Source organism: Thermotoga sp. Cell2 (genome assembly GCF_000789375.1).
In the GTDB taxonomy this organism is placed as follows: Bacteria; Thermotogota; Thermotogae; order Thermotogales; family Thermotogaceae; genus Thermotoga; species Thermotoga petrophila.
Map to the genome: position 1 here is coordinate 1,460,027 of NZ_CP003409.1, position 23,663 is coordinate 1,483,689.

The 23,663-nt window shown below is 48.3% G+C and carries 23 protein-coding genes and 1 pseudogene; 9 read left to right on the forward strand and 15 right to left on the reverse strand.

Annotated elements, in window-relative coordinates:
- From CELL2_RS07595 to gatA, 4 genes are all read right to left on the reverse strand, one after another.
- On the reverse strand, positions 1-264 hold the full coding sequence (locus CELL2_RS07595; protein WP_011943931.1) for a type II toxin-antitoxin system Phd/YefM family antitoxin: 264 nt from the start codon (positions 262-264) through the stop codon (positions 1-3).
- Positions 265-384: 120 nt separating this feature from the next.
- Positions 385-1,122, reverse strand: a complete 738-nt coding sequence (locus tag CELL2_RS07600) for a hypothetical protein (RefSeq protein WP_011943932.1) — start codon at positions 1,120-1,122, stop codon at positions 385-387.
- 4 nt (positions 1,123-1,126) lie between these two features.
- Positions 1,127-2,575, reverse strand: coding sequence for an Asp-tRNA(Asn)/Glu-tRNA(Gln) amidotransferase subunit GatB (gatB, locus tag CELL2_RS07605; RefSeq protein WP_029682998.1), 1,449 nt, complete (start codon positions 2,573-2,575; stop codon positions 1,127-1,129).
- A complete protein-coding gene (gene gatA, locus CELL2_RS07610) occupies positions 2,572-3,990 on the reverse strand; it encodes an Asp-tRNA(Asn)/Glu-tRNA(Gln) amidotransferase subunit GatA (protein ID WP_038034375.1) in 1,419 nt (472 codons plus the stop codon). The genes gatB and gatA overlap by 4 nt, the downstream gene beginning before the upstream one ends.
- A gap of 217 nt (positions 3,991-4,207) precedes the next feature.
- On the opposite strand from gatA, the gene CELL2_RS09675 reads away from it, so the two are divergent.
- Entirely contained in the window at positions 4,208-4,477 is a 270-nt protein-coding gene (locus tag CELL2_RS09675) for a type II secretion system protein (RefSeq protein WP_241208649.1), read from the forward strand.
- A gap of 247 nt (positions 4,478-4,724) precedes the next feature.
- On the opposite strand, the gene aar is transcribed toward CELL2_RS09675, so the two are convergent.
- The 6 genes and pseudogenes from aar to CELL2_RS07645 form a co-directional block, all read right to left on the reverse strand.
- Positions 4,725-5,864 (reverse strand): bifunctional L-alanine/L-glutamate racemase, encoded by a 1,140-nt coding sequence (aar, locus tag CELL2_RS07620; RefSeq protein WP_038034370.1) that lies wholly within the window; start codon positions 5,862-5,864, stop codon positions 4,725-4,727.
- 50 nt (positions 5,865-5,914) lie between these two features.
- A complete protein-coding gene (gene hydE, locus CELL2_RS07625) occupies positions 5,915-6,961 on the reverse strand; it encodes a [FeFe] hydrogenase H-cluster radical SAM maturase HydE (RefSeq protein WP_029683001.1) in 1,047 nt (348 codons plus the stop codon).
- A 6-nt stretch (positions 6,962-6,967) separates the two neighbouring features.
- Positions 6,968-7,213 (reverse strand): hypothetical protein, encoded by a 246-nt coding sequence (locus CELL2_RS07630; RefSeq protein ID WP_029683003.1) that lies wholly within the window; start codon positions 7,211-7,213, stop codon positions 6,968-6,970.
- Positions 7,200-8,616: pseudogene (gene hydG / locus CELL2_RS07635) on the reverse strand ([FeFe] hydrogenase H-cluster radical SAM maturase HydG). Before hydG ends, CELL2_RS07630 begins: the two are co-directional and overlap by 14 nt.
- A gap of 5 nt (positions 8,617-8,621) precedes the next feature.
- Complete coding sequence (locus tag CELL2_RS07640) at positions 8,622-8,870, reverse strand: TM1266 family iron-only hydrogenase system putative regulator (RefSeq protein WP_038034365.1); 249 nt, start codon at positions 8,868-8,870, stop codon at positions 8,622-8,624.
- A gap of 140 nt (positions 8,871-9,010) precedes the next feature.
- Positions 9,011-10,174: an ATP-binding protein gene (locus CELL2_RS07645; protein WP_004079989.1), complete on the reverse strand. Its 1,164-nt coding sequence runs from the start codon at positions 10,172-10,174 to the stop codon at positions 9,011-9,013.
- A 224-nt stretch (positions 10,175-10,398) separates the two neighbouring features.
- On the opposite strand from CELL2_RS07645, the gene CELL2_RS07650 reads away from it, so the two are divergent.
- The 7 genes from CELL2_RS07650 to CELL2_RS07680 are packed head-to-tail and all read left to right on the forward strand — an operon-like array spanning position 10,399 to position 15,974.
- Positions 10,399-11,223, forward strand: coding sequence for a phosphate ABC transporter substrate-binding protein PstS (locus CELL2_RS07650; protein WP_011943941.1), 825 nt, complete (start codon positions 10,399-10,401; stop codon positions 11,221-11,223).
- A gap of 49 nt (positions 11,224-11,272) precedes the next feature.
- Positions 11,273-12,100, forward strand: coding sequence for a PstC family ABC transporter permease (locus CELL2_RS07655; protein WP_004079995.1), 828 nt, complete (start codon positions 11,273-11,275; stop codon positions 12,098-12,100).
- On the forward strand, positions 12,097-12,927 hold the full coding sequence (gene pstA, locus CELL2_RS07660) for a phosphate ABC transporter permease PstA (RefSeq protein ID WP_004079997.1): 831 nt from the start codon (positions 12,097-12,099) through the stop codon (positions 12,925-12,927). Before CELL2_RS07655 ends, pstA begins: the two co-directional genes overlap by 4 nt.
- Entirely contained in the window at positions 12,911-13,666 is a 756-nt protein-coding gene (pstB, locus tag CELL2_RS07665; protein ID WP_004079999.1) for a phosphate ABC transporter ATP-binding protein PstB, read from the forward strand. The genes pstA and pstB overlap by 17 nt, the downstream gene beginning before the upstream one ends.
- 14 nt (positions 13,667-13,680) lie before the next feature.
- Positions 13,681-14,379 (forward strand): phosphate signaling complex protein PhoU, encoded by a 699-nt coding sequence (phoU, locus tag CELL2_RS07670; RefSeq protein WP_004080001.1) that lies wholly within the window; start codon positions 13,681-13,683, stop codon positions 14,377-14,379.
- Entirely contained in the window at positions 14,354-15,034 is a 681-nt protein-coding gene (locus tag CELL2_RS07675) for a response regulator transcription factor (RefSeq protein ID WP_004080003.1), read from the forward strand. Before phoU ends, CELL2_RS07675 begins: the two co-directional genes overlap by 26 nt.
- The gene (locus tag CELL2_RS07680; protein ID WP_004080004.1) at positions 15,015-15,974 is read left to right on the forward strand and encodes a HAMP domain-containing sensor histidine kinase; all 960 of its coding nucleotides are present in this window, start codon (positions 15,015-15,017) and stop codon (positions 15,972-15,974) included. The genes CELL2_RS07675 and CELL2_RS07680 overlap by 20 nt, the downstream gene beginning before the upstream one ends.
- Here CELL2_RS07680 and CELL2_RS07685 read toward each other — a convergent pair.
- From CELL2_RS07685 to aspC, 3 genes are read right to left on the reverse strand one after another with little or no spacing between them, the layout of a single operon-like run.
- Positions 15,967-17,802, reverse strand: a complete 1,836-nt coding sequence (locus CELL2_RS07685; protein WP_011943943.1) for an ATP-binding protein — start codon at positions 17,800-17,802, stop codon at positions 15,967-15,969. The two genes, CELL2_RS07680 and CELL2_RS07685, sit on opposite strands and share 8 nt — an antisense overlap.
- 4 nt (positions 17,803-17,806) lie before the next feature.
- Positions 17,807-19,540: an ABC transporter ATP-binding protein gene (locus CELL2_RS07690; RefSeq protein WP_012311194.1), complete on the reverse strand. Its 1,734-nt coding sequence runs from the start codon at positions 19,538-19,540 to the stop codon at positions 17,807-17,809.
- Positions 19,515-20,648, reverse strand: a complete 1,134-nt coding sequence (gene aspC, locus CELL2_RS07695; protein WP_011943945.1) for an aspartate aminotransferase — start codon at positions 20,646-20,648, stop codon at positions 19,515-19,517. Before aspC ends, CELL2_RS07690 begins: the two co-directional genes overlap by 26 nt.
- A 107-nt stretch (positions 20,649-20,755) precedes the next feature.
- Here aspC and CELL2_RS07700 point away from each other — a divergent pair, with 107 nt between their 5' ends.
- A complete protein-coding gene (locus tag CELL2_RS07700) occupies positions 20,756-21,406 on the forward strand; it encodes an HAD family phosphatase (protein WP_004080009.1) in 651 nt (216 codons plus the stop codon).
- Here the strand turns inward: CELL2_RS07700 and CELL2_RS07705 are convergent.
- A complete protein-coding gene (locus CELL2_RS07705; protein ID WP_004080010.1) occupies positions 21,390-23,120 on the reverse strand; it encodes an NAD+ synthase in 1,731 nt (576 codons plus the stop codon). The two genes, CELL2_RS07700 and CELL2_RS07705, sit on opposite strands and share 17 nt — an antisense overlap.
- Positions 23,086-23,661: a hypothetical protein gene (locus tag CELL2_RS07710; protein ID WP_038034358.1), complete on the reverse strand. Its 576-nt coding sequence runs from the start codon at positions 23,659-23,661 to the stop codon at positions 23,086-23,088. The genes CELL2_RS07705 and CELL2_RS07710 overlap by 35 nt, the downstream gene beginning before the upstream one ends.
- Positions 23,662-23,663: the final 2 nt, after the last annotated feature.

Below are 23,663 nucleotides of genomic sequence, written 5' to 3' on the forward strand. Positions count from 1 at the left end.
TCACACCTCCTGTGAATCGTTGAATTCAAAATACTTTTTGAGCTCGAGATACTTCTCCACGTTCCCGATGTCCAGCAGATAAGTATCGAGGATCTCATCCATGAATTCCATGAGTTTTCTGTATTTCTCGTAGTCAATGACAGCAACCGCGGGCACACCGTTCTTTGTCACGACCACGTCTTTCGTTTTCGCTTCTTCGACAACCTGGGAGAACCGCGCTTTCGCGTCCGCAAGACTGTAAAAAGAAACCCTGCTCAGATCCATTTCATCACTCCCTGACCAGAATTATAGTCAAGTTTACAAAAAATTACAAGCCCTGTTTCGAACAAAAAAACGGGGATATCGAGAAATATCCCCGTTTATTGAAGAATATCGTGCGGATTCTTAAAATTTCACACTGAAGTAGAACTCGTTCGTGTTCAGAACAAAGGTGAGATCGGTATTTCCCTTCTTTGCACGTGTCATGAATCCAAAAGAGACCTCATCTACGGCGGCTGAAACAAGAAGCTTGACATCCACACCGTTTATGGGTGTGAAGTTGAATCCTGCTCCTCCGGCGAGTTTCCAGTTGAGCAGTCCGGCTCCCAAAAAGAGAACGTTGTCTGGATCTGAGATGCCAAAGAGAACCGTGTTGTTCAAAGCTCTGTACGCAAAAGAGGTGCCTCCCATGGAGAATTGACCGCTGTGGAACATGACGGTGTCCCTGGACATATAGGCGAAGTTGTCGAGGGATAGTCTGTACCCACCGATCTTCACGATGTAGTCCTGTTCCAGGATAGCGTACCCACCCGATCTTCCGATGAAGAACTCATAATAGAGGCTTCCGGGAAACGGAATCACATCTTTCTGATCAACGCAGAAGAAAACGTTCCAGCCGTTCCCAAAAGAAAGACCCGTCTTCAAAGTGACTTCTGAGGTTTTCACCTTGAGAAAACCGAGTTTCTGGTAGTTCGTCGCACTCTTCGAGAGACTCACTCCCACACCCCATCCGTCGTTGAAGACTTCAAAAAAGAGTGTGTCACCGAATTTGACGCGGTATCCATCGGACGTCCAGGTGAAAGAGGCGGGAAGAACGACTACGCCCACCACAAAAATAAAAAGAAGAGGAAGGAACTTTTTCAAAATATCACTCCCCCTCGAGGAGTTTTTGAATGATCCTGTTCGTGAGTTCCGGATTCGCTTTTCCTTTCGTCTCTCTCATCACGTATCCCACGAAGAAACCTGCCGCTTTCTTTTTGCCTGATTTGTAATCCTGAACGGCCTTTGGGTTCTGTTCCATTGCCTTTTTCACCAGTTCCTCGATGAGTTTTTCGTCGCTGATCTGAACTAAACCTTTTTCCTCCACGATCTGAGAGGGCATCTTTCCTGTTTCGAAGACCTCAGGGAATATCTCCTTTGCGATCTTTATGGAGATCTTTCCTTCGTCCATCAATTTGAAGAGATCAGCGAAGTGCTGAGGGGTCAGTTTTGACTCTGTGATTTCTATGTTTCTTTCATTGAGTTCTCTCAAAACTTCTGTCATGATCCAATTGCTGAGATCCTTCGGCCTGTTCACCACCTTCACACACTCTTCGAAGAACTCGGCGAGTTCTTTACTCGAGGTGAGCACCTTTGCGTCGTACTCCGGAAGATCGTACTCTCTCATGAAGCGCTTCGCCTTCTCGTCTGGAAGTTCTGGGAGTTCCTTTTTCACCTCTTCGAGATACTCGTCAGAGAGAACAACGGGCGGTATGTCCGGTTCCGGGAAGTACCTGTAGTCGCTTTCTTCTTCTTTTCCTCTCATGGAAACGGTGGTCTTCGTGGTCATGTCCCAGCCTCTCGTCTCTCTTTCCACGTCTTCTCCTCTCTCCATCGCCTTCACGATTCGCTCGAACTCGTACTCTAAAGCCTTCTCGACGAACCTGAAGGAGTTCATGTTCTTCACTTCCACTCTGTTGCTCTGTCTTCCCGTTTCTGTGTCAACGACGGAGATGTTCGCATCGCATCTGAGCGCTCCCTTTTCCATGTCTCCTGTGCTCACGCCGAGGTACCTCACGATGGATCTCAACTTCTCCATGAAAACACGAGCCTCTCTTGGGGAAGAAATATCGGGCTCTGTAACGATCTCAATTAGGGGAACACCGCATCTGTTCATGTCGACCAGAGAGTAGCTCGCGCGGGTGATGGAGTCTCCTTCGTGAACGAGCTTTCCCGCGTCTTCCTCGAGGTGGAGCCTTCTGATTCTGACTTTCTTTTTTCCTTCGTCTCCGTCTATCTCCAGGAAACCCTCCGTTGCGATCGGGTAGAAGTACTGACTGATCTGGTATCCCTTGGGAAGGTCCGGGTAGAAGTAGTTCTTTCTGTCGAATCTGGAGTATTTGTGAATCTTGCAGTTCAGCGCGAGTGCGGTCTTCACAGCGAACCTGATCATTTCTTCGCTGGGAACGGGAAGGGCTCCCGGCTGGCCGGTGCAGACGGGACAGATCGCCGTGTTCGGCGGAAGTTCGAAGACATCCGCCGGGCAGGAGCAGAACGCTTTGGTCTTTGTTGAAAGCTGAACGTGTATCTCAAGACCTATGACGGGTCTGTATCTCATGCTTTCACCTCCGGGAGCGGGAACATGCCGTTTTCGTTGTAGGGGGAGTTCTTCTCTATGGCTCTCGCTATTCTGAAAACTTTCCCGTCCGCGAACCTTCTGCCAATTACCTGAACACCAACGGGGAGGTTGTTTGAGAATCCAAACGGCACACTGATCGCGGGAAGTCCCGCGAGGTTTGCGGGTATCGTGAAGATGTCCATGAGGTAGTAGGTGAGAGGATCCTTTATCTCTCCGATCTTGAAAGCCGTCACTGGGGAAGTGGGGGTGAGGATCGCGTCGTACTGCGAGAGCACCTCGTTGAGTTCATCGGAGATCTTTCTTCTCACTTTCATGGCCTTGTTGAAGTAGGCTTCGTAGTAGGCAGCGCTGAGGGTGAAGGTTCCGATCATGATCCTTCTTCTGACTTCCTCACCGAACCCGACATTTCTGGTCTTCATGTACATTTCTCTGAGGCCTTTTTCCTTTACCCTGAGACCGTACTTGACACCGTCGAACCTGGCGAGGTTGGAACTCGCTTCAGCGGGAGCGATGACGTAATAGACGGCGACGGAATATTTCATGTGCGGGATGCTGACCTTTTCCACCTTCGCACCGAGTTTCTCGAGGAGTTTGAGGGACTCTTCGAATCTCTCTGCCACACCGTCTTCTATCTTGTGTTCGTAGATCTCCTTTGGAACGGCGAATCTCATACCTGCGACGCCGTTTTCGATCTCCGAAAGGAAATCCACTTTTCTGTCCATTGTTGTCGCGTCGTTTTCATCTTTTCCGGAGATGATTTCCATGAGAATGGCAGCATCTCTCACCGTCTTCGTGATGGGACCTATCTGGTCGAGGGAACTTGCGAACGCCACAAGGCCGTATCTGGAGACGAGTCCGTAGGTGGGCTTGTACCCAACAACACCGCACAGGGAAGCGGGCTGTCTCACAGAGCCTCCCGTGTCGCTTCCGAGTGCTGCAACGACCATCCCCGAAGCGACCGCGGCGGCAGAACCTCCACTGCTTCCGCCGGGAACCCGCTCGAGATCCCAGGGGTTTCTCGTGGGGAAGAAAGCGGATCTTTCGGTACTGGATCCCATCGCGAACTCGTCGAGGTTCGCTTTTCCAACGATGACAAAGCCCGCTTCTTTAAGCTTTTTCACCACGGTGGCGTCGAAGACGGATTCGTAGTTCTCGAGGATTTTAGAGGCGCAGGTCGTTCTCATTCCGAGGGTCAGGATGTTGTCCTTGATGGCGATGGGAATTCCCCAGAACTTTCCATTCTTTTCCACGGAGACGTCTTCTTTGACGGAGATGAAGGCCTTCACGTGGGGGTCGAACTTCTTTATCGCCTCTAAGGAAAGACGGGGGAGATTTTCCCTTTCTTCGTCAGGGAGTTTCAAGGAGTCTTCTATTGTGAGCCTTCTGAAGTCCAAACCGATCACCTCCTCTTGAGAATTATATCAGAGACGTGTTAGAATTATTCACAAGGACGAATAAATTTTCTGTCTAATCAAAAAATGAACATATTTCTATAGAATTAAATAACTTTTTGAACACTTTCTTAACACTTGACACAAACCAATAACAGGTTGTATAATTCATGAGGGTAAAATCTATATTTGACAAATTTTAACCTGGGAGGTGGGTTTCATGAAGAGAAGGGCAGGTTTCACGTTAATTGAGCTTTTGTTCGTCATGGCTATCATCGCAACTTTGATGGCGGTGCTCGTTCCGACCGCAACGGGTGCGATGAGGAAGGCGAGGGCGACGAAAATAGCAGTGCAGTTGAGGAATTTGGAGCAAGGACTGGAACAATATCTTATGGCAACACTACCAGCGACAAGTGACGTTGATGGAAAAGATCTTTCTTATTGGAAAGATAAGCTGGAAAAAAAGGTTTTGTTGATGACGATCTTTTGACAGATCCTAACTTGAAAACGCTTACTACTAGTGTCACCAATAATGAAACTCAAATTGAGATCACAATTGGGTATGATGTAAAAGACGAAAGTATAGCTGAGCTTGTAGTAGGAAGCCTTAGAGAAACTTACGGAAATGGTGTATCTCAAGATCAGAATCAGAAAACTGTTGTTAATATCAAGAAAACCATCGAGGCCTTCTGGTGGTAATCTCCTCTCCAGAGACAAAAAGCCCCCGGACGGGGGCTTTAAATCTTTTTAAGCGCTTGATCCAGATCTTCCACGAGCTTTTCTGGATTCCCAAGTCCCACGTGGATTCTTATCAGGTTCACGTCTTCTTTCGGGCAGTCACCATAGGCCACCCTTGGAACAACAAGGTTCTCGTGGCTTCCCCAGCTTACAGCCATTCTGAAAACTCTCAAACTTTCGACGAACTCTTTGACTTTCCCCACATCGTCTGTTCTCAGCCTGAAACTCATCAGCCCTGAGCCACCACTCATCTGAGAAGAAGCGAGTTCGTACTGCGGAGACCTTGGATTCATCGGATAGTTCACTTCGAGGACTTTCGGATGATTCATGAGGAAATCTGACACCACGAGTGCGTTCTCATAGTGCTTCTTCATGCGAAGTTCCAGAGTTCTAAGTCCTCTCAAAATGAGCCAGGCTTCTATGGGCGAGAGAACTGGACCGATGTTTTTGTATTCATCCACGAAGATGTTCTTCATATCTTCACTGTCTCCAGCTATCACTCCCGCCATCACGTCTCCGTGCCCCGAGATGTACTTCGTCGCGGAGTGGACCACCACATCCACTCCCAGAAGCTTTGGTTTCTGGAAGATTGGTGATGCCCAGGTGTTGTCTATGACGGTTTTTATTTTGAGTTTTCTTGCCACTTCTGTGACCTTTCTTATGTCGATCACCTTCATCCTCATGCTCGTGGGACTTTCAAGGTAGATGAGCTTTGTCTTCTTCGTGATGGCTTCGACTATTCTATCCGCGTCGGGTGGAACGTAGCTGACTTTTATATCGAACTTCCTTGAAAGATAGTTGAAGAACTTCTTCGCCCAGGAGTAGGCCTCGTCCACACACACAACGTGATCTCCCGAGTTGAGGAAATGAAGGATAGAGAGTGAAATGGCACTCATTCCGGAAGCAACGAGGCGGGCATCTTCGCATTCTTCCAACGCTGCGAGTTTCTTTTCCACCAGTCTTGTTGTGGGATTGCTTCCTCTTTTGTAGACGAACTCGTAGTCTCCGTTTCTGAGGGCTTTTGACATCTCATCGAAACTGTCGAAGTAGAAATTCGTCGTTTCGAAGATGGGAAACGACAGTGCTTTCAGAGGAATGTCCTCTTCTCCGTAGGAGAACAGAATGTCGTCTATGTTCATGAGTAGGCCTCCTGTTGTGATTGTATACCGCATCATATTTTACCTTATGTTCAGACTGTTTCAAAGACCCTTTTTCTGCCTCCCCAGTCTCTTCCGGGTTTCCTGCCAAGATGCTCTATCATCTTCATCACACACGGAATACACGCGGTGTCTTTCTCAAAGACACAGATCTTTCCGGGATAGAGCTGGTAAAGCTGTCTGTAAGGGGATGGGGTCCAGTTGGGCATGATGACGTTCGCACCGCATCTGAGAGTGATCTCTCTTCCTCCCGGTACGATCGTTCCCATGGCGGTGGTCGCCGGGATGTTCGAGTCTGGAAGAAGGATCCTGGTGAGTGCCACCATCTTCAGCGTGAGGGTGAAGTCTCCTTTTTTCTCGTTTGCGAGTGGTGTGTCAGGATGTGGAATGAACGGGCCTATTCCCACCATGTCGAAATCGTGTTCCTTCAGAAACAGAAGATCGTCGACCAGATCGTCTATCGTCTGTCCAGGAAGTCCCACCATAGAGCCCGCTCCCGTCTCATAGCCGAGTTCTTTCAGTGTGAGAAGACAATTCAGTCTGTTCTCGAAAGATGTGTCGGGTCTGAGCTTTCTGTGAAGAACGGGATTCGCCGTCTCATGCCTCAAAAGATACCTGTCCGCTCCCGCTTCTTTCCACTTTTCATAGTACTCTCTTGGCCACTCTCCAAGGCTCAGGGTGACGGCAACTCCCATCTTCTTTATTTCCCTCACGATATCCGATATCACATCCGGCATGTAATAGGGGTCTTCACCGGATTGAAGGACGATCGTTTTTGCACCAAACTGAACGGCGAGTCTTGCCCGTTCGACGATCTCTTCCGGAGTCATTCGGTATCTTTTCAAATTCTTGTTGTCGCGTCTGAGACCGCAGTAGAGACAGTTCTTTCTGCACACGTTCGAGAACTCTATGATGGCCCTGATGTGCACCTCATCGCCCACGTACTTTCTTCTGATTTCGTCCGCGAGTTTGAAGAGAGCCTCGTTGAACGTCCTGTCGTTTATGGAAAGCGCCTCTTTCAGGACTTCCCTTGTGAATTCTCTTCTTTCGAGCTTTTCCAGAACTTCTCTACCGGTCATGACTCATCACTCCAGTTCATCCAGAATTTTCTTCAAAAGAGGGATCACTTCGTCTCTTTTGTCCTTCGGGAAATCTTCTGCGAAGACTCCGAACCTTTCGTTTTCGACGAGAAGCTCGGCGGGAAGGAACTTTTCCCTTCCCGCTTTGAGATCTCTGTAAAAGGACCATCTCTTTCCTATCTTCTCTGAGATCCAGATCTTGCAGTCGTATTTTTCCGCGATCTCTTCGAGGATTCTTTTAAAATCTGACATCCCTCTCACCGCACTTTATCTTTTCGAGTCCCTCTCTCACTCTCTCTCTGATCTTTGGATTCATCTTCTGGAGTTCTCTTTCGATGACCTCTTCTCCCACTTTTCTCGTCTCCTCGGTCGCGTAGTCGCAGAGGTACTCCTGTAGTGTGAACAGGGCGTTCGGTGTGCAGAAGTTCTTCACGAAACCGGGAATCGCAAACTCCATGAAGTGCTCTCCCGTTCTACCAGCCCTGTAGCACGCGGTGCAGAATGACGGTACAAAACCTTCTTTCAGAAGGCTTCTCATCACCTGATCGAGGGGCCTTGGGTCTTCGAGCGTGAACTGTCTCTTTCTGTCTTCGTCGTCTTCCTTGTGAGAGTAAGCCCCGATTCCTATTCTGGAGCCGGCGTCTATCTGTGAGACACCAAGCTTTATCACCTCGTCTCTGAGTTTTGCGGGTTCTCTCGCGGTGAGAATCATTCCCGTGTACGGAACAGAAAGCCTTATGATGGCGACGAGCTTCTTGAAGTCTTCATCGCTCACGACGTGTTCCGGTTTCTGCGAATATGGTGTGTTTATCGCGGGTTTTATCCTCGGGAAGGAGATGGTGTGCGGTCCTACGCCGAATCTCTCTTCGAGGTGTATCGTGTGGTAAAGGAGACCCATCACTTCGAACTTCCAGTCGTAGAGGCCGAAGAGCGCTCCTATTCCAACGTCGTCGATTCCCGCCATCATCGCCCTGTCCAGACCGTAGAGCCTCCAGTTGTAGTTCGATTTCGGGCCTCTTGGGTGAAGCTTCAGGTAAGTTTCTCTGTGGTACGTTTCCTGAAAGATCTGGAAAGTACCGATTCCCACGGACTTTATGATCCTGTAGCCCTCTATCGTCTGGGGTGCAGCGTTGACGTTCACCCTTCTGATCTCACCGTTGCCGTACTTCGTGTTGTACACGATGTCGATCGTTCTTGCAATGAACTCCGGAGAGTACTTTGGATGCTCTCCGTAGACCACTATGAGCCTTTTGTGTCCCTGGGAAACGAGCGCTTTGACTTCTTCTTTCAACTGCTCTTCTGTGAGCGTTCTTCTTTCCACCACTTTGTTGGAAACTCTGAAACCGCAGTAAACACAGTCGTTTATACAATCGTTTCCTATGTAGAGTGGTGCAAAAAGAACGATTCTGTTTCCGTAGATTCTCTCTTTCAGAGTGCGGGCCGCCTCGAATATCTCCTGAAGAAGTTGAGGATCTTCCACGTTCAAAAGTGTTGCGGTCTCTTCTGGCTCTAGTCTGTTCTTATCCAGTGATTTCTGGATGATCTCCCTGACTCTTGCAGGATCGGGATTTTTTTGTCTTTTCTAGAAGTTCGAAGATCTTTTCTTCTGGTATGAAGGATTTGCTCTCCACACGCTCTCTTGTGAACACGTACATGCACATCACCTCTTCAGTGGGACCGTCTTCACACGGACCCCGGGAATCTGGCCGAGTTTTCCGGAGAGGGCCCCCATCGTGTCGTTGTCTGTCTTCAAAACGAGGAATATGATCGCCATGTTCTCTTCTTTGACGGGGTATCCAACCCTGAGGAGTATGTCTTCAGAGAAGTTGTGAAGAAGCTCGTTCACATGCCTGTAAGCCCTTTCTCTGTCTTCCACGACGATAGTGAGTATGTAGAATCTCTTCTCCAAAACGAAAACCCCCTCTCCACGTGCCGGGAGAGGGGTATACTTCCATCCATCCCCTCCCCCGGTGTCAGGATTTTCCCCTCCACCTCAGGAGGTTTGTGATTTTTCTCACTTTCTGTTCATATTATACCACCTTCTGAGAGTCACCACAACATCCCCAGCATCCACATCGGGATCACATTTCTAACGGGAAGATCGACATCGTCCCTTATCACGAAGTCACTCGATTTCTTTTTCTTGCTCTTTCCACCAACTTCTATCTTTATTCCTTCGAAAACGTAATCTCCTTCTTCTTCGTTTTTCACAGCGTATATTTTCCCGATCTCTTTCAATGCGAAGACAACGAAAGCCTCTCTGAAATTTCCAATTTCTCCCTCGAAAGCGTAGTACATGGCAGGATCAGATAAGAAGATCTTTTCCCCTTTTGAAAAGGGTTTTTCTACCCTTTTTTTCCGCACGATGTTCACAAGCTCTATTTCTTCCATTGTTTGTAGTAACTGATAAAACTTTTGTTTTCCAACACCCCATTCTCTGCACATGGATTCAACGTTTATCGTCGGTATCTTTGAATGGAGGAGGTGGCCGACGATTGCCTTCATGACCCCAAGGTGATTTTCTGTTACTGTACCAAGAAAGTGTGGTACATCGTAGTAGATCGCCTTTTGCAGGATGTTCATTAACTTCTCTCTGAAGTTACCTTCCACATAGAACGGTCTTGTTCCAGTCTCTCGATATTTTCTGAAGAGACTCATCAGGTCCACTTCTTTTAAAGCCTCGGCGGCGTAATCGATGGAGACCTCAAAGGGAGAACTCAGCTTCCTCAGAGTTTTTCCAGTTTCGAAGTGGATGAATTCTCTAAAAGACATCAGAGGCATTCTGATCAAAACGAATCTTCTCGAAAGATCTGATATTCCCTTTCTCAGGAGAACGGAACTGCTGTCACTCGTCCATATAACCTTGTCGGGAAAGCTATCGTAAAGAACCTTAAGGATGGTACTCCAGTTTTTCAGAAGGTGAACTTCGTCGATGATGATGCCCGGATAATTTTTCATTATCTCCTGAAAAAGATCGTGTAGTGGAACGTCCAGAAGGAGAATTTCATCTCCTGAAACATAAAGAAAACCGTGCTTTCTTGCCATCGACAGGAGAAAAGTGGTCTTACCCGCACCTCGTGGTCCGTAGAGAAGGATCGCCCTGTTTGTGAATCTCTTTTCCAGATCCTGGAAAAAGAGACGCATCTTTTTTGAAAGAAAACTGATCATTCTGTTCATCTGGAGATCCAATTTTTCGATGATCTCCTCGTACACAGTATGCACCTCCTCTGGAACGAATTATAGCACAAAACGTTCTCAAAAAGAACGATTTTTCGTAGAATTCTATTTTCCGTTCTGTTATAGAACGATAGTCTCACAAAATCGTTCTCTTTCAGAACGAAGAGTCGGCTTAACATTTCTTAACAAACCATGTGAAATCACACAAAGAAAACCTGGAAACTAAGAAGTGGTAAAATCCTGATGTGGAGGTGTCTCTTATGAAAAGGTTTGTGGTACTTCTTCTTTCATTAGTTTCGGTTTTTCTTGTGGCAGAAACGCTCGTCATCAAGGGTTCCAACACAGTCTTTCCCATCGCTCAGCTCTGGATCGAAGAGTTCAAAAAGCTCCACCCGGATCTTCAGGTGACTCTCGAAGGTGCGGGCTCTTCCACAGGAATCGCGGCGCTCTTCAACGGAACGACCGACATCGCCAACTCGAGCAGATGGCTCAAACCCTCTGAAATCGAGAGAATGAACAAGGAAGGAAAATACTTCATTCCTTTCCTCATCGCTTTCGACGGAATAGCGATCATTGTGAACAAGGACCTCGGCATCGACGACATCTCCATCGAAACTTTGAAGAAGATCTACACAGGAGAGATCCAGTACTGGTCACAGGTGAATCCAAATCTCCCGAAACAGAGAATCGTTGTTTACTCGAGAAACACCGCTTCTGGTACCTACGAAACGTTTGAAAACAAAGTCCTCGGTGGAGCGAGAATGGCTCCTTACGTGAGAATGGTCGAAAGTACCCAGCTTGAGATAGAGAGTGTTTCCAAAAATCCGTACGCTATTGCTTATGTTGGTGTGGGATACGTCACAGACGATGTGAAAGTCCTGAAGGTGAACGGTATCTACCCGACGAAGGAAAACATTCTGAAAGGAAAATACCCGATAGCAAGACCTCTCTTCATGTTTGTCGATGCGACAAATGGATTTCCTGAGATGGGAAGCCTCGTCTTCGAGTACATCATGTTCGCCTTCTCGAAGAAAGGACAGGAGCTGGTTGAAAAGGCAGGTTACATAGCCGCTTACGGTCAGTGAGGAGGGATCGAAGCTGAACAGAACCCTGGCGAATTTCCTCAGAAAACTGGTGATAGTCGCTCTTTCGGGTACTGGCATTCTTGCCCTCTTTCTCCTGGTTTTCTTTCTGATCAGGGAAGCCTGGCCCGCCCTCGTGGAAATCGGGGGCGAGCTTTTCACGAGTATCTACTGGTATCCAACGGCGGATCCCCCAGAATACGGTATGCTCGCTATGATAGCCGGAACTCTGCTTCTAACGGCTTTTTCTTCTGCCGTGTTACTTCCCCTCGGTTACCTTATAGCCTTTTTCCTCCACACTTACGCTAAAGACTTCGAGAAAAACCTCATAAGAACCACAGTGGAATTCCTCGCCGGGACACCTTCTGTAATCATAGGACTCTTCGTTCTTCTGTACATCGCTCCTATTCTGCTCAATTTCGATGTGTGGTCCACCGAGAACTTTCTGCTCGCATCCATCGGTCTCATTCTCACGGCCCTTCCCTACACCGTTTCTCTTTCCCTTGAAGCACTCGACTCTGTCGATGTGGCCCTTGAAGAGAGCGCCCTGGCACTCGGAGCGACTCGATTCACCACGGTTTTCAAGGTTACCACCAGAGCGGCGCTTCCCGGCATATTGAACGCCTTCGTCCTGACCGTGAACAGAGTTGTCGGTGAAACGATGATCGTCCTCATGGCTGGCGGAGGAGCCGCCATAATACCGCGTTCTTTCTTCGATCCGGTGAAACCTCTGACAGCCGCGATTGCGAGCGAAATAGGTGAGGTGGCCGTTGGAAGCATGCATTATCATGTGCTCTTTGCGGCCGGGGTTATACTTCTTGTGATCTCCCTTGTTCTCACAGGACTCTCCAGGTACATATCGGGGAGGCAGACAAGATGAGAAAAGACCTGATCGCTTCGTACGTTTTCAGAGCAGTGAGTTACGTTGCCTTCGCAGTTGTTGTGATCATGTTCGTACTGGTTCTCGCTGGAGGGGTGAAGTACTTTTCACCTTCTTTTTTCCTGGATTACCCGAAGAACGGTATGACGGAGGGAGGGATCTTTCCCGCCATCCTTGGCAGTTTCTACCTCATGGTGCTCACGTTTCTCATATCGATTCCTCTTGGGATCTTCACCGGAGTGTTTCTCTCTGAGTACGGAAACAACGTGATCGCGAAGTGGATAGATATCTCTCTGACCGCCCTGAGCGGTATTCCTTCGGTCGTCTACGGACTCTTCGGACTTGCCTTTTTCTGCGTGGCCCTTCAGTTTGGAACTTCCATGCTCGCTGCCGCGTTGACTCTTTCTCTCATGACACTTCCCGTTATCGCTTCTTCCACGAGAGAAACCCTGAAGGCCATACCTGTTGAGATAAGAGAAGCGGCGCTGGCACTCGGTGCGACGAAAGAAGAGGTGATCTTCAAAGTTCTTCTCCCCGCTGCGAGGAAAGGAATCATAACAGCGGTTCTCGTCGGTGGTGGAAGAGCTCTGGGAGAGACCGCTCCTGTTCTGCTCACAGGAGCCGTGTTCTATTCAACACAGCTTCCGAAGAGTCTTCTCTCTCCTGTTATGACCCTGCCAACACACATATACTACATCACAGCGGCGTACGGCGAGTCGGCCCAGTGGATGGCGAAGGGAACGGCCGCTTTTCTGATGATAGTGGTTGCCTTGATATATGGAACAGCTTTCTTTTTGAGGAGGAGAAAGAATGGAGCCCATCATTGAGATCGAAAACTTCAGCGCTTACTACGGCGAGAAGATAGCCGTCAAGAACGTGACGATGAAGATCTTCAAAAACCAGATAACCGCCATAATAGGTCCCTCCGGATGCGGTAAAACAACTCTCCTGAGGAGCATCAACAGGATGAACGATCATCTGCCTGGATTCAGGGTTGAAGGGAAGATATACTTCAAGGGACAGGACATCTACGATCCACAGCTCGACGTGACGGAGTACAGAAAGAGAGTCGGTATGGTCTTCCAGAAACCGACACCTTTTCCCATGTCGATCTACGACAACGTCGCGTTCGGCCCCAGGATACACGGGGTGAAGAGCAAACACATTCTCGACCGGATAGTAGAGGAATCATTGAAAAAGGCAGCCCTATGGGACGAGGTGAAGTCAGAACTGAACAAATCTGGTACGAGACTCTCCGGCGGTCAGCAGCAGAGGCTCTGCATAGCGAGAGCACTCGCCGTTGAACCCGAGGTGATTCTTCTCGATGAGCCGACATCGGCCCTCGATCCCATAGCGACTCAGAGGATAGAAAAGCTTCTGGAAGAACTCTCTGAGAATTACACCATCGTGATCGTCACACACAACATCGGCCAGGCGATAAGAATAGCGGACTACATAGCGTTCATGTACAGAGGAGAACTCATCGAATACGGACCAACGAGGGAGATCGTGGAGAGACCGAAGAACAGGCTCACCGAGGAGTACCTGACAGGAAAAATCGGATGATGGAGGCGGAAAGTATGGTCGATCACGTTCACTTCGAAAGGGAACTCACACTTCTCAAGTCTGATGTCTCGAAGATGCTCTTTCTGGTCTCTGAATCTTTGAACGACGCGATAGAGAGCCTCGAGACGATGAATGAGACGCTCGCCAGGAAGGTCCTCGAGTCGGACGATATGATAGACGAACTGAACAGGGAGATAGAAGAAAAAGCTTACCAGATCATAGCGAGGTACAACCCCATCCTGAAACAGCTCAGGTACATCATCACCATCTTGAAATTTTCAAACGATCTGGAGAGGATAGGAGATCTCTCCTGCAACATAGCTGAGAAGTGTCTCTTTCTCTCTGAAGAGAAGATCAAATTCGAAATGCTCAAGGAACTCAAAGACATGTTCGGAAGCACCCTGAAGGTGGTTCAGGACGCTTTCAAGGCCTTCGTTGAAGAAGATGTGGATCTGGCTTTCAGGCTCTGGAAGTTCGACGATGTGATAGACGAGATGGAAAAGAAGATCAGAAGAATCGTGGTGGAAAGAATAAGGGAGGGAAACATCTCGGCCGAGCTGGCGCTGGTTTACATACTCATCGCAAGAGACCTTGAGAGGGTGGGAGATCACGCCAACAACCTCTGTGAGGAGGTCATATACATAGAAACGGGAAAAAACATGAAGGAATTCCTGAGGGGTGTTGAGAGTGGGAGTGAAGGTGCTGATAGCTGAAGACGACGAAGACATAAGGAGCGTGTTGAAGAGATACCTGGAAACCGAAGGATACGAGTGCGACGAAGCAGAGTCCCTTTTCGATCTCAAGAAAAAACTCTCTGAAGGAACGTACAACGTGCTTCTCCTCGATCTCATGTTTCCCGACGGTGTGGCGATGGACGAAATTCCCGAGATGAAAGTTTCTCACCCGGAAATGGCCATCATCATCATCTCGGCAAGGGACAGGGACATGGACCGCATCTTTGGAATAGAGCTCGGAGCGGATGATTACGTGACAAAACCTTTCAATCCAAGGGAAGTTCTCGCACGTGTGAAAGCGGTTCTGAGAAGGATGGGGAAAGAACAGAAGGTACTGAGATTTGGAAGACTCGAGATCTTTCCAGAGGATTACATAGTCAGATACGATGGAAAAAACGTTGAGATGACAGCCAAAGAGTTCGAGCTTTTGAAACTCCTCGCCACGACCCCGAACAAGGTCTTTTCAAGAGAGGAGATCCTGAACAGGGTGTGGGGAGACGATTACGTCTCTGACAGGGTAGTGGATGTCCACATCAGCGCCATTCGATCGAAGATAGGAAAGGGATGGATAAAAACGGTGAGGGGATTGGGATACAAGTTTTCAACACGGGGTGATGAGGGTGATAGAGCTTGAAGATCTCGATCATATCAGAGAAGCGATCGTGATACTGAAGGGCCTGGAAGTGGAAGGTGCGAACAAACCGGGTGAGAAACTCGGCTTCAAAAAGGGAAAGAATCTGATGTCGATCTTCACGTGCAAGGAAATGGATAGATTCATCAGAGATGTTCAAGAAAGAAAGAATTTCTCCCTTGAAACAAACGCCTATTTTTTTGAACTCCACTCGAAAAGGTTCGTCTCCCTCCGCTACCTTCCGAAGAAGAGTCTTCTCTTTGTGAACGATCTCACCGAGGAGAGAACTCTCAGCGAGGCAAAACTCGATTTTGTAACGGCCGTCTCCCACGAGCTGTTCACACCTCTTTCTGCGTCAAAGGCAAACGTTTTTCTTCTGAAGGACATAGAAAACGATCCAGAAAAACTCGAAATACTCGGAAAAGTTGAGCGCTCCTTGGACAGAATGGAAACGATCATCAGACAGCTCAAGGTGCTCACCATGATACAGCTGAGACTTTACGAACTCAAGATGGAGCACATTCCTGTCGAAGAAGTCGTTCACATGGTCTTGGAAGAGCTTCGAGAAAAGATCGAGTCAAAGAAGATCAAGGTAAACGTTTTTGTGGATGTTGAAACAATCGAAACTGACAGGTTCGTGTTCCACACGATCTTGAAGAACCTCGTTTCAAACGCCGTGAAGTACTCTTATCCCGATTCTGTGGTGGAGATTTCTATCACCGGTGAAAGACTGAGTGTGAAAGATCAGGGAATCGGTATCAAAGAAGAGGAGAAGAGCAGGATATTCGAGCGCTTCTACAGAGGTTCAGAAGCACTCAAGATGGCGCCCGGTTCTGGCCTGGGACTTTCCATAGTGAAACACCTGTGCGACACGATAGGTTACAGGCTGGAAGTGAACTCTCAGTGGCTCGTTGGATCAGAGTTCATCGTTCACTTCAAATGATGAACTCCTCTTCTTCCCACGTTTTCCCCTCCGGGTTGTGCCACCCGCCTTCTCTCGTGCACCAGGCCGGAAGCGGAAACTTCACCGTGAGAGGAAGGTTCAAGAACGGCTGATCTATGATCACTTCTCCCTGTCTCAAGAGTGCTGCTTTTCTCTTGTAGTGCTCTGTGAGATGCGAGTATTCGGGTTTTATGAGTTCGGCTCCTTTCTGCCTGCCCACAACCACCGTAGCGGCTTGCGTGATTACCCTGTAATCCACTTCGGAAGCGGTCTGTTCGGCTCCAATGAGGATCACTCTGAAAGATCTTCCTCTTTCCGCCACATCTCTGAAGATGTTCGCAAGGGCTCCTCCGCCGTGTCTTGGTGCGTACTTGTTCAGCTCGTCCAGGAAAATGAAAACGGGCTGGGTGAAACCGCTGTTTCTTTCTTTTTCTCTCATTACCTCGGAAAGAATCGCACCTACAACGAACGCCTGTGCGCGTTCTCTCAACTTCGAAATGTCGATGACTGTGACCCTTCCCGGCACGTTCCAGTCGATCCGATAGTTGGTCTGCCACGGTTCCACTTTCAGAGGCGGTTTCACCCAGAGTCTGTCGAAGTCCATCTTTTGAGCGGCTTTCAATCTCCTGATCAGCATCCCGATCGTCTGCTTCTGGACGTGTTCTCCCAGGAGATACTCTCTTGTCCTTCCACCTTCTCCAAGATCTTTTATCAAACTATCGAGATCAAGTGGAAGATCCACGACTTCACCTTTCTTCATCACCACTTCGCGCAGTGCTTCTGACGGCAGTTTTTTTCTGTCAACGATGTATCCCTCTTTCAGAAATTCCTGGTACATCTCTTCCATTCTCTGGGAAAGGTGCTCCTGGAGGGACCAGACCGCGAGCTGAAAGTTCTGGTTTCTCGTCATCTCATCTGGATCGAACATGAGTTCCAGAAGGTTCATTTCGACGATGTCGAACACGTCCCAGCCGTAAACGTTCACACCGATCAATCTCTTGTTGACATCCGGTATGTAAGCTCCCTTCTCCCTGCTGGGAGCGTAGAATGCGACATTTTCAAAAGGTTTTGGTTCAATGCCGAGAACCCTGTACATTTCATCCCATTTCTCCCTTTCTGAATACCACTCCTTCGAAATGCGATCGAGAAACAGCAGACTCTCTCCCTTCACGTTGAAGATGATGTATCTCGCCTCTCTCAGCTCTCTCATCAAATCTCCATCGTTTTTGCTGGACGTTTCTATCATCGACTTGACGAGGAACGTGGTGTAAGACGTTTTCGCCGCAACACCGGACTGTCCGGAGACGTTTATGTGGGCTCCGTTGTCTCCCAGGATGTATCTCAAATCGAGATAAGCCGGCCTTCCGTTCTTCAGCAAGCCAACTGGCAGTGCAACGTTCTTTCTCTTCAACTCATCGAATCCAAGGGCGATGTCTATCTCCTCATCTCCGACGAGAAAGACGGGGGAGCCTATGTTTGGAGGGATCTCCGGAGCGTCTTCGAGGAGCTTGTCTCCTTCTTTCAGAAACGATCTTGTCACCTTCACCTTCGCGATGTATATCGGATAGGCAGGTTTCAACTTCTCGAGTGCAACTTCCTCTTCGTAGCCGTTTCTCAAATCTCCATCCCATCTGTTCTGTATATCAACGATCATTCCGTACGTGACGACGGTGCCGTACCCCGTGAGGTACTCAACCTTCACAACATCCTCTATCTGAGCGAATACCTTGTACGCTTCTCCTGGCTTTTCGGCGGTCATTCGAACGAAGAATTCGTACGGACTGGACTGGAATATACCGGTGACAACCCCTATCTTTCTTCCGCTCATTTACCTATCCCTCCTCGATGAGCTGTTTTCTGTACATTCTACTGTACATGCCATCCCTGATCATCAATTCCTCGTGAGTGCCCTCTTCTATCACTCTTCCCTCGTGCAAGACATATATCCTGTCGGCGTTTTTCAACACCTTCAATCGATGTGTTATGACGACGATCGTTTTTCCTTTCATTCCTTTTCTGATCGAATCTATGATCCTCTCTTCGGTTTCAGGGTCAACGGCCGAGAGACAGTCGTCGAATATGTAAACTTCGAAATCTCTTATGAGAGCGCGGGCTATGGTGATTCTCTGTTTCTGACCGCCCGAAAGCGTCACACCTCTTTCCCCAACGATCGTGTCGAATTTTTCTGGAAAGCTCATGATATCGTCGTAGACGGCCGCAAGTTTTGTCACTTCTTCGATCTTTTTCTCATCGACGTTTTCCAAACCGACCGTTATGTTGTTTCTCACCGTGTCTGAGAACAGAAACGTTTCCTGCGGAACCAGAGTGACGATGGATCTGATATTCTCCGAAGAAACGTCGTTTATGTCCACACCGTTTATGAATATCTTTCCCCTTTCCACCGGATAGAGCTTCACGAGAAGCTTTGCTATCGTGGACTTTCCACTTCCAACACTGCCGGCGATGCCTATCATTTCTCCCCTGTTTATCTTCATGGTGACGTTTTTCAGAACTTCACGTTCTGTTCCGGGGTATCTGTAGGTCAGGTTTCTCACTTCAAAACTTTCAAAGTGATCTATCCTGATCGGCTTCTCGGGTTCTTTAACTTCGGGTTGAGCGGTGAAGATCGTGTCCAGACGTCTCATAGCCGCTCTTCCCCTCTGGAACAGATCCACCATGAAACCGTAGGCCATCATCGGCCAGACGAGCATTCCAAGGTAAGAATTGAAGGCTATGAAATCACCGAGAGAGATCTTCCCGTTTATAACGGCTCTTCCACCGTAGAGAAGGGCGAGGAAAAAAGCGGTCGAAGCGATAAGATTGATGAGGGGCCTGAAAACGCTGGAGACTTTGATTGCACTGAGAGTGTCTTCGTAGTTTTTGAGTGCCCTGTTTTCAAATATCTTGAATGAGACGTCTTCCACCGAGAAGCTCTTCACAATGCGCACACTCGAAATCGTTTCTTCGGTGAACCCGGAAAGTTCCGAGAAGGATCTCTGAACTTCCGATACTTTTCTGTGTATGAGTCGTCCAAAGCTCATCGAAACAGGGGCAAGAAGCAAAAGCGGCGCAAAGCTGATCCAGGAGAGCTTCCAACCCACGTTACCTATCATGAAGAAAAAGACCATCACGATCATGATGAAAGAATCGAAGAAGAGTATCGCACCCTGGCCGAGCACTCTTCTCAGAAGGCTCAGATCGTTGGTGAACCTTGCCATGAGTTCACCGCTTTTCATTCGATCGAAGAAACCGGGAGTGAGACTGAGCAGCTTTGAGAACATCTTGTTCGATGTCTCGAGGAAAAACTTTCTTGCAGTGCCACCAAAGAAGAATCTCCAGAAGAACCTTCCAATAAACATCCCGCTCGCGGCGGCCATCACCCAAAACAACATTATTTTGAGTGTATCGAAGTTCATCGTTTCTGTGTTCAGCATGTCAACGATCTTTCCGATGACACGTGGAATGTAGACTTGAAGGAGGTCCACCGCGATGAGTGAAAGAACACCGAGAAGGTATTTGTGCCAGTTTCTCTTCAGGAAATCAACGAGAATTGAGGAAGTCTTCAATTCTATCCAGCGCCTCCGTAAGTCTTTCTATAGATGTGGCAAAAGAAAGCCTCACAAATCCAGGCTTCAGAAAAGCGGATCCTGGAACGAGTGCAACCTTCTTTTCTTCGAGGAGCCTTTCACAGAATTTCACATCGTCACCCCGGACTTTGAAAAAGAGGTAGAACGCACCTTCTGGTTCCACGAACTTAACACCCATCTTTTTCAATCTTTCCACCACGAAATTTTTTCTTTCTTTAAAGGTCTGAACCATGTAAGAGTTGTCCACTTCCAGAGCCTTCAAGGCGGCGTACTGTGCTACCGTGTTGATACAGGAGGTGGTGTGAGACTGGATCTTCGACACAGCGGTCGCTACTTTTTCGCTCGATATCAGGTAACCCACCCTCCAGCCGGTCATGGAGTGAGACTTCGAGAAGCCGTTTATGTAAACTATCCGGTCGAATCCTTCAGAAACATCGAGTATCGATGTGAATTCATCCGTGTAAACAAGGGAATCGTAGACTTCGTCGCTGATTATGTAGAAATTCCTCTTCTTGGCAAGTCTCACAAGTCCTTCAAGGAACTCTCTTCTGTACACCACACCAGTGGGATTGTTCGGCGAGTTGATAAGAACGGCTTTCGTTTTCCCAACAAGAAGCCCTTCCACCTCTTCCAGACTGGGCTGGAAATTTTTACTCATGAACGTCTCAACCACGTTCACCGTGCCACCAGCAAGGATGATCTGAGGAATGTAGCTGACCCAGACGGGAGAAAACACGATCACTTCGTCACCGGGATCGAGAAGGGCCATGAAAGCATTGAACAGAGCCTGTTTCGCTCCATTCGTCACCACGACCTGATCCGGTGAGATATCTTTTTTGTATCTCTCGCCTATCCTTTTCGCTATACCCTCTCTGAGTTCGTAGATACCACGAGGATCTGTGTATTTCACTTCTCCTTTCTGGAGAAATCTCATCGCTTCTTCCACGACGGGTTCCGGTGTGGGAAAATCCGGCTCACCAGCCGTTAGATTGATCACGTCTTCTCCCTTTTTTATGAGGGCTTTGGCCTTCGCGTCGAGTTCCATGGTTTTCGATATGGGAATCTCTGATATTCTCCTGGATACCATTTAGAAACCCCCTGGTCGTGGTTTCATATTTAATACTACCACAAAGATCCGATTTAGACAGGTTAAACTTCTCATGTTATTCTTTTAAAAGAAAGGAGGAGTAAGGAATGGAAGCGGTGATTTTCGACATGGATGGAGTGCTCATGGACACAGAGCCTCTCTACTTCGAAGCTTACAGAAGAGTCGCGGAAAGCTATGGAAAACCTTACACGGAGGATCTCCACAGGAGAATAATGGGAGTTCCTGAAAGAGAAGGTCTTCCCATCCTCATGGAAGCTCTGGAGATAAAAGATTCTCTGGAGAACTTCAAAAAGAGGGTCCACGAAGAAAAAAAGCGCGTTTTCTCTGAGCTTCTCAAGGAAAATCCGGGTGTAAGAGAGGCGCTCGAGTTCGTAAAGAGCAAAAGAATAAAACTCGCGCTCGCAACCTCCACACCACAGCGAGAAGCGCTGGAGAGATTGAGAAGACTCGATCTCGAAAAGTACTTCGACGTCATGGTGTTCGGTGATCAGGTGAAGAACGGAAAGCCTGATCCAGAGATATACCTTCTCGTTCTGGAAAGGTTGAATGTGGTCCCAGAGAAGGTTGTGGTCTTCGAAGACTCAAAGAGCGGTGTTGAAGCCGCAAAAAGCGCCGGCATAGAAAGAATCTATGGAGTCGTTCACTCTTTGAACGACGGTAAAGCGCTTCTTGAAGCGGGTGCGGTTGCTCTGGTGAAACCCGAGGAAATCCTGAACGTTCTCAAAGAGGTTCTTTAAATCTGTTCGTGATCGGCATTCTCCAGTCTTTCCCAAAAGCTCTCGTGGAGATCTTCACGCCGATAGCGGCCTGTTTTCTCTTGTATTCGTTCTTTCGTATCATTTCCGTCACGTCGAGCACGGTCTTCCTGTCGAAGCCTTTTGATGCGATTTCTTCTGGATCGAGCCCTTCTTCTATGTAGAGTCTCAGTATTTCATCGAGCACCTCGTACGGTGGTAGTTTCTCCTGGTCCGTCTGGCCCGGCCTGAGCTCCGCCGTTGGGGGTTTCACGAAGATGTTTTCCGGAATGATCTCTTTTCCTCTCCAGCTGTTGTACCATCTTCCTATTCTGTAAACGTCTGTCTTGTAAACATCCTTTATAACGGCGAATCCTCCCGCCATGTCTCCGTAGAGAGTCGCGTATCCCGTTGCCATCTCGCTTTTGTTTCCCGTTGTGAGAACGAGCCATCCGAACTTGTTGGAAAGTGCCATGAGGTAGTTTCCTCTGATCCTCGCCTGAAGATTCTCTTCGGTTATATCTGGTTCTCGCCCAGCGAAAACGCCTTTGAGTGTTTCGAGGTAGGAGTGAAACACATCCGTGATGGGAATGATGAAAGTCTCTATGCCCAGATTTTTTGCCAGTGTTTGCGCGTCTTCGATACTTTCTTTTGAGGTGTACATGGACGGCATGAGGACACCTTTCACGTTCTCTTTTCCCAGGGCTTCTGTTGCTATGACCGCGACGAGGGAAGAGTCCATTCCCCCACTGAGCCCTATCACGACCTTTTCAAAACCGTTTTTCCTCACGTAGTCTCTCAGACCCGTGATCAGAGCCCTGAACATCTCTTCTTCTCTCACAGGAAGAGGATTCACCACCGGTTCAAAATGCCCGGATTTCTCCCGGAGATTTCCCGCTTCCACGGTTTTCACCGGATAGTTCTGAGTCTTCATGTACCTTCTTCTAGGATCTACCAGTGAGACTCTGAGGTTCTCGTCCAGATCCAGATCCACCGTGATGATCTCCTCTTCGAAGAGCTTTCCGTAGTTTATGACCTCTCCTGAAGCGTCAACCACCATGCTTCCTCCATCGAAGACGAGTTCGTCCTGACCCCCGACCATGTTGCAGTAGGCCATGGCCACGTGATAGTCGTAAGCCTTCATGGAAAGATAGTCCTTTCTCAGAACAGGTTTCCCCACGTGGTAGGGAGAAGCCGAAAGATTCGCTATGAGATGAACTCCCTCACCCAAGGAAAGCGAGGCGCTCGGTTCCACTGGATTCCAAATGTCTTCGCAGATGGTAACTCCCACTTTGATGTTGCCTATTTTCACGACGAGGAGTTCCTCTCCGGGTTTGAAGTATCTTCTCTCATCGAAAACCCCGTAGTTCGGCAGAGATATCTTCCTGTACACTCCAAGGATCTCACCGTCTTTCACAACTGCGGCGGCGTTGTACGCATCCTCGTCGCTGTCTATGAAGCCCATCAAGACGGTAACACCGAGATTTCTTGTATGCTGAGCGAACTTCTGGAGGTATTTTCTGTTCTCTCTGAGGAATGAGAGCCTGAGCATGAGGTCTTCGGGAGGATAACCGGGAAGAAAGAGCTCCGGGAAGACAAGGAGATCACTTCCCCGGTCTTCCGCCACTCTGAGGGCTTCTATTGCCTTCTTCAGATTTCCCTCGAAGTCTCCAAGGGTCGGATTAAGCTGAGCCAGTGTCACTCTCAGTCTTTTCATAGGATCCCTCCATTATCCGGTACATCGAGTAGACCAGAACGACTCTCAAGAGATTCGATATTATGGAACCCAGGTACGGTATGAACCAGACGATGAACACAACGGCTGCAGCGAGGAAAACGTCCACCGTCTTTTCCCCTTTGAACACCATTCTGTAGTTCTTTTCCAGGACGCTGGAAGGAGATTCGTCTTTAGCGGAGAGCAGGGGAACAAAGAAGAGAAACATGAAGGCCACAAAACCGGGAAGGACAAACAAAGAAAAACCAGCACTTATAGTCAACCCGTAAAACGCTGAAAACACGAGAAGACTGAGAAGATTTTCTCTTCTTCTTGGAACCAGAAGTAGTCCCATCAACAATGCGAGCAGTACCTCTTCAAAGAGTTTTATGACGAAGAAATCGAAGCTCAGAAAATCGTACTTTCCGGCAAAGATGTAAAGCACTTCCGTCACAAACCCCAGAACGAGAGCCATAACGCTTATCACAGCGAGTTTTGTATTTTGAACTATCTCCCTGAATCCTTTAACGAAACTCTCGATCACAC